Origin of the sequence: Chitinophaga sp. W2I13 (assembly GCF_050434005.1) — a bacterium.
Taxonomy (GTDB): Bacteria; Bacteroidota; Bacteroidia; order Chitinophagales; family Chitinophagaceae; genus Chitinophaga.
This window is the reverse complement of the sequence record NZ_JBNPWD010000001.1, coordinates 6,580,228-6,592,773: the sequence shown is the minus strand read 5'-3', so window position 1 is coordinate 6,592,773 and position 12,546 is coordinate 6,580,228. Positions and strand designations below refer to the sequence as shown.

The following is a 12,546-nucleotide window of genomic DNA, read 5'->3' as shown; positions in this document are numbered from 1 at the left end:
CGTTGATTATGCTGATTTCCTTGAATTATTTTTTTGATTTTTTACAGGATTCAGGAAGAGGAAAACGACTTATTCGCTTTTACCTCCCCGAATCCTTTAAAATCAGACATGATCAAATCAAAAAATTAATCAGTATAATCAGCGTAATCCTGAGTCAGACAACATCCGCAACTACTTCATGATGCTGGTTTCCCAGCCATCGTATTCTGCATTTACCTGCTGGGCCAGTTCCCAAAGGCTCATTACCACATTATCGATGGTGGCTTCACTGGCTTTGTCCAAGCGGGAAATACATAATTTATAAGGGAATTCTGGATTATCTGTTTTCTCTTCCCGGGCCAGCGCAAAGCCATTTTCCTTGATGTGTTCCCAGTAAGCAATTTTATCTTCTTCTGTTCTGAAGTGAATCCAATGCTCAATGATACGTTCCTTTTCTGAAGCATCTCCATGCTGGCGCAACATACGAAGTACCTTTCTGTTTTGAATGCGCTGAAACTCGTACACATCAGGAAAGAGAAAATCAAAATATAGTTCCCAGTTATTATCTTCCTTTACGCCGTAGTCGTAACGGTAATCAGGAAAATTAATCATTGCATCCGCAATGAATTTATCATGCAGCAAAGTGGTGCCTGAATAAAAGTAAAAATCACGTACGCCATTTGAAAAAGTGCGGCCTACAAAATGCGCATCCAGTTTGGTTTGCAGTTGCTCTACCAAACTATCCTCAATTTCACCCATGACGGCAAATTCATCGTTCTGCGGGAATCCGTCCTCACGTGGATTGTTAAGATACACTGTTATATATATGGCATTCGGCTTTTCCTTTAATGGCGCAAATCGTCTCAGATCAAGGTCAAGGCCTATTACTGCTGGACTTTCTTCAATATGGCACGTATAAATATCCCAGTCCGGTCGGTAATCCTTATGCATATAAAAAAATTAAAATAACGCAACAGCTGGCTGTAAAGATACGTTGCTCTGTAATACAATGGAAACGATAAACTTGTATTGACCTCTTTTTTATCCACAAAATTTAGCGTATGCTATGCGTTGGCCTCCACTCAATTACACCGGTTACAAACCAGGCTTAACACTAATTAACACTTGTGGTATTTTCTCTGCATATTTTCTGTAACCGGCTACCACAAGGGACTCTGTGCAATCCTGTAGTTGAAACAGCGGACTGTAAAGGGTTCCAACCAACCTTTCATCCTAAAAACAGTCAATTCTTCATTCATAAAAGGTAATTTTACAGGGCTATAAATTGTTGGAAGCTATTATGAGAAAAATTGTATCGTTAATTACAGGCTGGCTGTTATTGTTTTGTATTACTGCTGTGGCGCAACAACCGGGTGGAAAGGCCGCCCCCGCCAGTACGGGCGTTATCTACGGCAAACTGCTGGACGCACAAACCGGTAAACCTATTGAGTACGCATCTGTAGCGTTGCTGCGTCCCGACTCCTCCGTGCAGACAGGTATGCTCTCCAAAACCAACGGAGACTTCAGTTTCGAAAACATTGCACTGAATAAATATATCCTGAAGATTAATTTCATCGGTTACGAATCCATATATAAATCAGCGGTGCTGTCGGCTAAAACCAGCAGTGTAGACATCGGTAACATCAAGCTGAAGGCGAATGTAAAATCACTTGCCGCCGTGAATGTAGTAGGCGAGAAACCGGCCTTTACGATGGCCATTGATAAAAGAGTATTTAATGTAGAAAAGAACCTGGCCAGTATCGGCGGTACTGCCACCGATGTACTGAAACAGGTGCCTTCCGTGAATGTAGACATCGACGGAAATGTAACCGTGCGCAACGGCGCTCCTACCATCTTTATTGACGGGCGCCCCTCTACCCTCACATTGGACCAGATCCCGGCCGATGCCATCCAGAACATCGAAGTGGTTACCAACCCTTCTGCCAAGTACGACGCAGAAGGAATGAGCGGTATCCTCAACATTGTATTGAAGAAAAATAAGAAAGCAGGGATCAATGGCGCCGTAAATGCCGGTGTGACCTCCCTCGGCAGCACCAATGGCGGCATCGACTTCAACCTGCGCCAGGAGAAGTTCAACTTCTTCATAAATTATAATTTCCGTAACCGCAAATCTCCCATGACCAGCCGCCTTTTCCGTAAGAACCTGGGCGCTGATAGCACCTCGTATACAGAGCAACTGGAAGATGGTGACTTCTACCGGAAATTCCAGACCGGCCGCATCGGGTTCGATTGGTTTATCGATAACCGTAACACCATCACCGTATCTGAAAACATTACCGGCGGTAATTTTAACCGGTACAATAATCAAATACTGAATGAACTGGACGATAAGCAACAAAAAGTACGCTATGGTACAGGTATCAACAATACCTTAAACGGATTCCGTAACTACACTACACAGCTGGGTTACAAGCATACGTTTGCCAAAGAAGGTGAAGAGCTGACCGCAGATTTCACCTATAACTACGCTACCGGCGACAATAGTTCCAATTACTCCCTGCAGTATTTTGATCTTTCCGGGCAACCGATCTATGATCCTAAAAAGCCTGAATTGCGCTATGGCAGCGGAGAAGGAACTACTAAATATATTACTGCGCAGGTGGATTATGTAAAACCGCTGACAGAAAAATCCAAGATAGAAATGGGGCTGCGCAGCAACACCCGCAAGTTTGATAATTTCACCAATACCTATGGACAGAATTATCCTTCCGGCGATTTCTCACTGGATACCGCGCTCTCTAATAGCTATCATTACCAGGAACAGATCAATGCGGGCTATGTAAGCTACACCGGCGCCAAAGATAATTTCGGCTACCAGGTTGGCTTAAGGGCGGAACAATCGAACTACGACGGAGAAACAAGACTGGGAGAGAAATCTTCCTATAAGATCAATTATCCGATCAGCCTGTTCCCTAGCATTTTCCTGTCGCAGAAATTTAAAGGCGATCATGAACTGCAACTGAACTATAGCCGCCGGATCCGCCGGCCCTGGTTCCGTGATCTCCTGCCAACCATCGACTACAGCGGGCAAAGCGCCAATACCGGTAATCCGCAGCTGAAACCGGAGTTCACGAACTCCTTTGAATTGTCTTATCTGAAAGATATTGCGCATAAACACAACCTGCTGGTATCTTTATACTACCGCAATACCAACAACGCTATTACTGATTTCTATGTAGATACTACCCTGAACCTGAATGGGCAGGATCAGCACGTATTGCTCTCCTATCCTATTAATGCCAGCACCCGGAATTCATATGGTGCGGAATTTACATTGAGAAGCCAGCTCACAGAAATATGGGACCTGACCACCAACGTAAACCTGGCGCAGACAAAGATCGACGCCACCAGTAATGGCAGCAATCTCTCCAACCAGGGCCTTACCTGGTTTGGTAAATTGAACAGCAACACCAAACTGCCGTGGAACCTTACGCTACAGGTAAGCGCCGAATATGAATCCAAACAAATCCTGCCACAGGGCGAAAGAGAGCCCAAATGGTCGGCCGATGCCGCCATTAAAAAGGACCTGCTTAAAAATAAAGCGTTGTCTATTTCCCTGGGGATCGCAGATATATTCAATACCGATCGCAATCTTACCTATACCACGACCAGCTTTTCCGAGCAGGAAAATTACCGCAAACGCGCCACCCGGGAGCTGAGGCTCAATGCTACCTGGCGCTTTGGTAAAATGGACACGCATCTTTTTAAAAGAAAGAATAACAAGTCCAAAGAAAACAACAACGGAGAAATGGGGGGAGGTGATAATTTTTAATTCGTATTTTGTCGTTGCAAACAAACACTTATGGATTCTATTTATCACACTATCACCCTGCGGTTCCTTGCGGAGCCGTCAGACGTAAACTTCGGCGGGAAAGTACATGGCGGTTCTGTTATGAAGTGGATTGACCAGGCAGGTTATACCTGTGCTGCCAACTGGAGCGGGCAATACGCCGTTACGGTATATGTAGGGGGTATCCGTTTTTTTAAACCCATCGCCATCGGCGACCTGGTGGAAATAGATGCAAAGATCATTTATACCGGCAATACCAGCATGCATATTTCTATTGATGTATTTGCAGGCAATCCCCGTCAGCAAAAGAAATCCAAAACCACGCACTGCGTCATGGTTTTTGCTGCAGTGGATGATCACGGCAAAACCGTACCCGTACCCAAGTGGACGCCACAAACTGCCAACGAAATCAGCATGGAAGGCTATGCCAAAAAGCTAATGGACCTGCGTAAAGACATCGACGAAGAAATGAGGCCCTACATGTAGCGGGGATCGCAGCGGATTTTGTCTTACTCAGGATTACGCTGATTATACTGATTACCCGGATTTTTACTTTTGGATTTTTTTAGATTTTTTGATTTTTCTTAAATAATAATTAAGGGAGATAAGAGCGAATATATCCGCTTCTATCTCCCTTAATCCTTTATAAAATCCAAAAGTAAAAATCCAGGTAATCAGTATAATCAGCGTAATCCTGAGCCAAGACAAAATCCGCGCGGGTTAGCTCGCAAACTGCATATCGCTCAGTGTCCGGTATAGGCCGTCCAGGCCTATTAATTCGCTGTGGGTGCCTTCTTCTACGATATGGCCTTTGTCAAGCACGATTATTTTGTCGGCCTGGCGTACGGTGGCGAGGCGGTGCGCGATTACGATTGATGTGCGGCCTTCCATCAGCTTGTCCAGCGCGTCCTGCACCAGTTTTTCCGATTCGGAGTCCAATGCGGAAGTGGCTTCATCCAGTATGAGGATGCGGGGGTTTTTCAATACCGCCCTAGCAATAGCAATACGTTGGCGCTGTCCGCCGGAGAGTTGAATGCCTCTTTCCCCTACTACCGTTTGAAGACCTAACGGAAACCGCTGTATGAATTCCCATGCATTGGCCTTTTTCGCGGCTTCCTCCATTTCTTCGGGTGTGGCGCCGGGCTTGCCGTAGGCAATATTTTCTGCGATGGTACCACCAAAAAGGAACACGTCCTGGGGTACTACTGCCATTTGCGAACGGAGCTGCGACAGCGGAAAGGCAGTGCTTTCCTTGCCGTCAAACAGGATGCTGCCGTTTACCGGATCGTACAGGCGTAACAGCAAGGACACGATGGTGCTTTTCCCCGCACCGCTGGGGCCTACCAACGCCACTTTCTGATCGGCATACACATCAAACGATACATCGTTCATAATGGTAAGGTCCGGGCGGGAAGGATAATGAAAAGACACATTGCGGAAGCTGATCTGCCCGTCCAGCTGGTTTTCCGGCGCAATGGCCGTTACCTGGCTGATATCTTCTGCCGGTTCATCCAGTATTTCCAGCAGATGTTCGGTAGCGCCGATGCTCTTCTGCAGATTGGTATATACTTCCGCCAAACCCGCGATGGAACCGCCGATAAACAGGGAATACAACACAAATGACAGAAGGTCGGAAGTAGGCATCCCGATGGAAACGCCCCTCCAGATCACTGCTACCAGTGCACCAAAAATACCCATGATAATAAAGGAAGAAAAAGCGCCGCGGAATTTTCCGCTTTTCATACCCAGCCTGGCGGCTTCATTGGTGCGTTGGCGGTAGCGGGCAATTTCAAAAAATTCATTCGCAAAAGCCTTCACGTTCAAAACACCCTGCAGTGTTTCCTCCACTACTGTGTTGGAAGCTGCTACCTGTTCCTGCACCTGTTTGGAAAAACGGCGGATAAATTTCCCGAAAACCACGGCGACTACCATCATCAGCGGCAATATGGCCAGCATAAAGATGGTCAGATGAGGCGAGGTGACCAGTAAAATAACCACACCTCCAATGATGATGATGATCTGCCGGATAAATTCCGCCAGGGTGGTCGTAAAAGTTTCCTGTAATAAAGAAATGTCTGAGGAAATACGGCTGCTAAGCTCTCCCACCCTTCTTTCCAGGAAAAATTTCATCGGCAGGCGAATCAGGTGACTATAAATAGTTTGACGAAGCGTGGCCAACGTTTTTTCTGTTACATTAACGAATAATACAACGCGAAAAAAAGAGAAGATAGCCTGTGCTATCAGTACGCCAATCAGCAATACGCCAGCTTTGTTCATACCGTTAAACAGGTATTCATTACTTTTCGGATCTACCAGGTTGCCCAGCAATTTCGGAAAGGCCAGGCCGGCTAAACTGGAAACCAGGAGGAAAATAAAACCTAACGAAAACTCAGGCCAGTAGGGTTTTACATAACGGAACAGGCGGAATGTTTTTTTCAGAGCGGCTACCTTTATGGATTGCTTTGGTGCCGGGGGTGTGGTGTCGTTTTGCATTCGGATATAGTCTTTATTAATAGAGGTAGACGAAACGTATCCAAATATATTGCAAAAAGCGGGATAAAATTTATAATGCCTCCGGGGATTGCCTTTTCCTCGCCGGAAAAACAAATACCAGAGGCATTATAAGTGCGGCTAAGGCCGTGGTCTGTTCTTGGATGAATCTGCGGCACCGGTCCCAAAACGGGAAGAATCTTCCCCTGGGTTAATAGCTCCGGGAGGCATTTGTGCCGCAGGCACGGTGTCCTGCTGTATCATACCGGCTGTATCCATTGTATTTACCGTTGAATCGGTTCCGGATTTATTGCCGTTTCCGCATGCAGCGAGCATTACAACCGATATACCTGCCAGCATGAGCATGTGTGTTACTTTCATAAACTGAATGTTTAAGGGTGAGGTAATTCATTTATCAGTTAACAAAGCGTTGTCCCTAAACAAGCGTTACAGCTTACCGCTGGGTTGAATCCGGTTTGGTTTTAGTAGTGTCTACGGGTATAACACTGGTACTGTCTACCGCAGGCATAGATACCGCAGCGGAATCGGCTTCACGACTGGCTTCTTTGGAACTGTTACAGGCAAACAGGAAAAGGCTCAGCATCCCGGTTAAACAGAGGACTACACATGATTTATAGAAAAAGGCTTCCATGTTGATCTTTTTTATGGTGATAAATTTCATTCGTAACAGGCATTAAAGCAAACAGTTCAATATGCTGTTACAATTGATAAAGGAAAGAATTGTGCCAACACGTACATTTGTAAGTATATATTTTGAGACGATGAAAGATGTATTGCATATCATAGAAGAAGACCAGATACTGAAAGTGCTGATAGCATTGGTGATGGGTGCATTGCTGGGTCTTGAAAGAGAGTATAAACGAAAGGCTGCTGGTATGCGTACCATGACCCTCATATGCATGAGCAGCACTGTATTCACCATCCTATCTGCAGAGTTGGGATATCCTCATTCAGCAGATCGCGTAGCCTCCAATATCCTTACCGGCGTGGGTTTCATTGGTGCAGGCGTTATTTTTAAAGGCGATTATACGATAGATGGAATTACTACTGCGGCATCTATATGGATTGCTGCCGCTATTGGTATGGCCGTTGGTATGAGCCAGTACTGGCTGGCCGCTTCAGCTCTTGCCGGTGCGCTGATTGTATTGGTTACACTGGAATTTGTAGAAAGAAAAATTGCGGATATAAATGTTAAACGTTATTACACAATTTTTTTTCATGAAGAAAAATTTCCACATATGGATGTTGAAAATATCCTACATGATTTTAAACTGAAGCATAAAAGAATGATGGTCGTGAGAAAGGAACATATTGTGGAAGTGAATTACGCGGTACGGGGCAGCAAAGAAAGTATGGAGCAGTTTGATAACTTCCTGCTGACGAACCCATTTATCTCCCAATACGAGATACAGGCAAACCCATCGTAAGATTTTTAATTGAGTATTATGCCATCATATGCAGATCTGCCTTTACATTACGGCCAGGTTCCGCCCTGGCTGGCCAAGCGGATGAGCCTTCTGGGCGGCGCTATTGTAGAGGCTATTGTAACCGATTACGGTAAAGGAGAAGTGATTAAACGGCTCAGTGATCCCTGCTGGTTCCAGGCGCTGGGCTGCGTGCTGGGCATGGACTGGCATTCATCAGGAATTACCACCAGCGTAATGGGCGCGCTGAAAAAAGCGATCAATCCCCGTTCTGCTGAACTGGGTATCTATATCTGCGGTGGCAAAGGCCGCTACAGTAAACAAACACCTGCTGAACTCACCGCCATTGCCAACAAAACCGGCTTACCCGGCGACCAGCTCGTGTACAGCAGCAAGCTCACCGCCAAAGTAGATAATACCGCTGTTCAGGATGGCTTCCAGCTATATCTGCATTCCTTCATTTTATCAGATGACGGCGAATGGGCGGTGGTGCAACAGGGAATGAATGATGCCAGCAGTATGGCCCGTCGTTACCACTGGCATTCGTCCGCCTTTCAGTCGTATACAGAAGCGCCGCATACTTTTATTTATGGGCGCAACCAGGGCAGAATCCTCAATCTCACCGACTTACAGGCCGGTGCTACCAAAAGCGGCATCCTTCAGCTTACAAAAGAAAAACCGGTGCACCTGCTGCCCGAAATACGTAATCTTGTGATGCCCTCCCATCATGATGTGAGAGCGGAAAACGTGAACCTGAAAAGGCTGGGAAGCGTGCTCGCCCTGGCGCATGATACCAACCCTGCGGATTTTGAAACCCTCCTGATGCTCGAAGGCGTAGGCCCAAGAACGCTGCAATCGCTTACACTGGTGAGTGAAGTGATTCATGGCACCCCTTCCCGGTTTGAGGATCCCGCCCGCTTTTCGTTTGCACACGGCGGAAAGGATGGTCACCCTTTCCCGGTGCCCACTCGCATTTATGATGAAACCATTCATACCCTGAAAGAAGCGCTGCACAAAGCTAAGATCGGGGAATCGGATAAGAAGGATGCCATCAAAAAGCTGTCGGCGCTTTCCCTGCAGATTGAAAAAGATTTTGAACCGAACAGCAATTTTGAGAACGTGATAGAACAGGAACGCCGCGATTCGTGGAAATATGGTGGCAGAACCGTTTTCGGGAAAGCAGTAAAACCTCCTGCACCCAAAGGCGGCGACCAGTTAACCCTTTTCTGAGCAGATCAAATAACGGAATCCATGATCAATTACAATGAACTCACCGTTCCGGAAGCCACTGTTATACAAAAGGAATTACGTGACTCCGTAAAAATAACACCGTACAACGGCCCTATAAACTATGTGGCCGGAGCAGATATTTCTTTCAATAAATTCAGTACTACTGTATACGCTGGTATTGTAATGATGGAATTTCCATCGCTAAAGCCGGTTGGCTACAGTCTTGTAAAAAAAGAAGTATTGTTCCCTTATGTTCCCGGTTTCCTCGCCTTCCGGGAAGTTCCCGCCCTGCTGGATGCCTGGGCGCAACTGCCCGTAAAACCGGATATACTGGTGGTGGATGGTCATGGTATTGCGCATCCGCGCCGTATGGGTATCGCCAGTCATTTTGGAGTGCTTACACAACAGCCCACCATTGGCAGCGCCAAGAAAAAGCTGTTTGGTATTTATGAAGAACCTGGTATGGAGAGGGGCAGCCGGACCCCGTTAACGGATAAACAGGGCCAACAACTGGGCTATGTACTGCGGAGTAAAACCAATGTGGCGCCTATTTTCGTGTCACCCGGCCATCTGACAGATATTCCGGGCAGTGCGGAGACCCTTATGCAGTGCATAAAAGGCTACCGTTTACCTGAGCCAACAAGGTTGGCGCACAACGCGGTTAACCAATTCCGGACGGGAGTCATTTCTGAAGGATGGACCAGTCTTTGAACAAACCTAAAGACTGCAACTAAAACTTTATCCACGCAATATTTGCTTTTTTCTCCAGGCCCTTGCGCGAAATCAGTACCGTAGCATATGTGCGTGTTTGTGCATTATAATCTGCTGCGCCCATCATACAGGCATATCCTTTTGTTACTTCCGGCGCACCGAAAAGAAACAACCGGTCCATCTTTCCTTTATAAAAACGGTAGCAGACAAAATTCGCGTCTGCCGCGTATTTCAGGGGTTTACGAACTTTGTCCTGTCCGCCGGTGTCGAGGTATTGGAGATAGTCATTGAAAAGTACAAACGATACATCCGGCGAAGGGATATAGTCGTACGACAACCAGGTGTTGGTATTCAATGCGGCGATTTTATTGCGGAACACCCACTCACTTTTACTGCGACGCTGCAACTGGAAAGGCTCACAAACACCGGTGATCACCTGGTATTTTGAAACGGCCAGTGTGGAGTTTTCCCTTCCCGCCGTATCCAGTAAAGCAATCCCGATATCTCCCAGATTCGTGTGTAATTTATTCAGCTGTGAGTTACCTTGTTTAAAAAACGAGAAACTTTCCATCAACAACGTGCTGCTTCCGTCTTCGTTCAGGTGTATCCGTTGTGGTGTGCCTTTGTATTCTTCTTTGTAGTTGAGATTCTGCTGCACATTACGGGAGAGCTCCGGAAACGACAGCTGCACATGTTTCTTCAGCTTACCGGTAGATTCCCGGAAAGTGTTCATGATGATGCCGGAATACCCGTCTTTTTGTTGGGGAGACACATAAAGCAGCATCCGCAGCTGTGAAGCAGCCACCTGGATTTCTCCACCAACATTTCCAAAGCCGGCAGTATAATCCAGCACCTCGTGTGCAAAGGTAGCCGAATCGGGCGATAACATGGAGAAGAGCACCTTTGCTCCTGCGTCGCCGTCTTTTCGTTTGGCGTTAAAGCCCACTGTGCCCATGTACACTTTTTCCTTTCCTTTCACTGCCATATCGATATAACTGAAATAGCTATACGAAGAGTCGGACATGTAAAACAAGCCACTGTTAATTAGTTCATGCCCCGGTGAAAAATGCATGACCCGGATACGTTCGCGAACACTGTCATTTTTCTGAACCGGCCCCCCTGAAAATAAAGCCACAGCATAGTAATCGCTGTTGACATCTTTCTCTACATACATATCATGAGAAGCGAGATTATCATCTACAAATACGCTGCGGTGCTGTACGCTGGGCAGCTCTCCCAGTTTATCTTCCCGGAGCAGTTTCCCTGTTTCACCATCCAGTATCAGACGGTACATCACGGGATTATATTTTACCAGTTGTTGTAAAAAAAGTACCGGCTGACCGTTTATTTCAAAGATGCCATCTATTTCAGTAGACTCCAGGTCTGCCGCATTCCATTGACTGGCATGTACTGTATCAGCTACTTTCAGGGCCCGGGCGGTGTCGTAAATATTTACCAGTAGCCCGTCCTTTTTGGAGAAATGCAGGTACACCGTGTTACCATTCCTTAATTGCAGCAGTTTATCCCAGCCATCTCCCGGCTCGGCGAAGTCCGGTCCCAGTGTTACGACTGGTACCTGGGCTATGGCGAAACTGCTGATCAGTAAAGCCCCTAAAAGAACGGACCATCTCAAATAGTTCATTTTCTCATCAATTAATAATTTCAAATATATGAAATTATTTAAATTAATAAAACGGATCACTGCCTAATGCCCTTCATGTTCTCCGCTGTTTTTCAACTTAGCCAGCAGATCATAGGCGCCTGTTATCACCACATCCCCGTCCGGCGCCTCTTCCGGGAAAACTACTTCGGTATAGCCCAGTTCACTGTTTCCTTTTTTAACCTCCAGCATATTGAAATGAAAGGTGCTGTCTGTTCCCGGTTTTTTTACGAACACGTACGCTTTGTTGTCGAAATCCACAAGGGCGGCATCAGGCAGCGCCTTTACGGCAGCGGCGCCGGTTTCAATCATGGCTTGGAGATAAGTACCTGGCAGCAACTGTGTATCTTCTTCCTCCAGGTGGCAATGCACCCTTACCGTACGTTGGGGACTGATTTCACGGCCAATCAGGTGAACAGTAGCGGTACGCGGCTTAGTTTCATTAGCCAGCGTGAAACGTACCAGCTGACCGATCTTTAACCGGGGCACATCTTTTTCAAACACCGTCAGCTCCGCATGCAGATGTTCCGTATTCACAATGCGGAAAAGGATATCCGCAGGCGTTACAAACTGGCCCAGGTTAACGTTCACCTGTGTTACATAGCCACTGATAGGCGCATATATATTAACCGTACGCTGAATGGTTCCTTTTTGCAGGGCAGGGAGGTTAATATTCAGCACCGACAGTTTTTGCCTGAGTCCACTCTCTTTGGCCTGCAGGGTTTGCCAGCTGGCTTTGGCTTGTTGCAGCGTTTTCAGGGCGTTTACATTTTCTTTGGCCAACTCCTGCTGGCGGTCGTGTTCCTTTGTTGCATACTCAAGCTGGCTGCTTACTTCCAGGTAATCCTGTTGCAACTGGATGTAGTCGAGGTTTTCCAGTACAGCAATTACCTGCCCCTGCTTCACCGGCATTCCCTGTAATAAACTGGTTTGCTTTATAAATCCACCCATTGGTACCGAAATGCTTACCTGTTGCTGCGGCGGTACATCCAGCAAGCCATTTACTTTCACGGCGCCACTGATCTGCCGGTTCTCTGGTTTACCATAAGTAATACCTGCTGTTTTAAATTGTGCGGGAGTCAGCTCTACAACACCAGGTTCCTCTTCATGATCATGCACATCTGCAGTAGCTGGTGTTTGTTTATTGCCGCAGGAAACAAGCAAAATGCTGCTGATAACGGTAAAGGCTATATGTTTTTTGAATAATCGCATAATGATTT

Annotated in this window: 11 protein-coding genes; 5 read left to right on the top strand and 6 right to left on the bottom strand. The window is 46.5% G+C overall.

Annotated elements, in window-relative coordinates; translation table 11 throughout:
- Positions 1-171 precede the first annotated feature (171 nt).
- Positions 172-930: a DUF695 domain-containing protein gene (locus tag QFZ48_RS27010; RefSeq protein WP_429064633.1), complete on the bottom strand. Its 759-nt coding sequence runs from the start codon at positions 928-930 to the stop codon at positions 172-174.
- 349 nt (positions 931-1,279) lie between these two features.
- On the opposite strand from QFZ48_RS27010, the gene QFZ48_RS27005 reads away from it, so the two are divergent.
- Positions 1,280-3,772: a TonB-dependent receptor domain-containing protein gene (locus QFZ48_RS27005; RefSeq protein WP_429064631.1), complete on the top strand. Its 2,493-nt coding sequence runs from the start codon at positions 1,280-1,282 to the stop codon at positions 3,770-3,772.
- A gap of 30 nt (positions 3,773-3,802) precedes the next feature.
- A complete protein-coding gene (locus QFZ48_RS27000) occupies positions 3,803-4,276 on the top strand; it encodes an acyl-CoA thioesterase (protein ID WP_429064630.1) in 474 nt (157 codons plus the stop codon).
- A gap of 234 nt (positions 4,277-4,510) precedes the next feature.
- Here QFZ48_RS27000 and QFZ48_RS26995 read toward each other — a convergent pair whose 3' ends face one another.
- From QFZ48_RS26995 to QFZ48_RS26985, 3 genes are all read right to left on the bottom strand, one after another.
- Positions 4,511-6,283 (bottom strand): ABC transporter ATP-binding protein, encoded by a 1,773-nt coding sequence (locus tag QFZ48_RS26995; RefSeq protein ID WP_429064629.1) that lies wholly within the window; start codon positions 6,281-6,283, stop codon positions 4,511-4,513.
- Between the two features lie 138 nt (positions 6,284-6,421).
- A complete protein-coding gene (locus QFZ48_RS26990; protein WP_429047995.1) occupies positions 6,422-6,661 on the bottom strand; it encodes a hypothetical protein in 240 nt (79 codons plus the stop codon).
- A gap of 73 nt (positions 6,662-6,734) precedes the next feature.
- The gene (locus QFZ48_RS26985) at positions 6,735-6,962 is read right to left on the bottom strand and encodes a hypothetical protein (protein WP_429064627.1); all 228 of its coding nucleotides are present in this window, start codon (positions 6,960-6,962) and stop codon (positions 6,735-6,737) included.
- Between the two features lie 31 nt (positions 6,963-6,993).
- Here QFZ48_RS26985 and QFZ48_RS26980 point away from each other — a divergent pair, with 31 nt between their 5' ends.
- The 3 genes from QFZ48_RS26980 to nfi are packed head-to-tail and all read left to right on the top strand — an operon-like array spanning position 6,994 to position 9,666.
- Positions 6,994-7,728 (top strand): MgtC/SapB family protein, encoded by a 735-nt coding sequence (locus QFZ48_RS26980; RefSeq protein WP_429047999.1) that lies wholly within the window; start codon positions 6,994-6,996, stop codon positions 7,726-7,728.
- Positions 7,729-7,746: 18 nt separating this feature from the next.
- Positions 7,747-8,955, top strand: coding sequence for a DUF763 domain-containing protein (locus tag QFZ48_RS26975; protein WP_429064625.1), 1,209 nt, complete (start codon positions 7,747-7,749; stop codon positions 8,953-8,955).
- A 21-nt stretch (positions 8,956-8,976) separates the two neighbouring features.
- Complete coding sequence (gene nfi, locus QFZ48_RS26970) at positions 8,977-9,666, top strand: deoxyribonuclease V (RefSeq protein WP_429064623.1); 690 nt, start codon at positions 8,977-8,979, stop codon at positions 9,664-9,666.
- A gap of 19 nt (positions 9,667-9,685) precedes the next feature.
- Here nfi and QFZ48_RS26965 read toward each other — a convergent pair whose 3' ends face one another.
- Complete coding sequence (locus QFZ48_RS26965) at positions 9,686-11,308, bottom strand: hypothetical protein (RefSeq protein ID WP_429064622.1); 1,623 nt, start codon at positions 11,306-11,308, stop codon at positions 9,686-9,688.
- Between the two features lie 63 nt (positions 11,309-11,371).
- Positions 11,372-12,538, bottom strand: coding sequence for an efflux RND transporter periplasmic adaptor subunit (locus QFZ48_RS26960; protein ID WP_429064621.1), 1,167 nt, complete (start codon positions 12,536-12,538; stop codon positions 11,372-11,374).
- Positions 12,539-12,546: the final 8 nt, after the last annotated feature.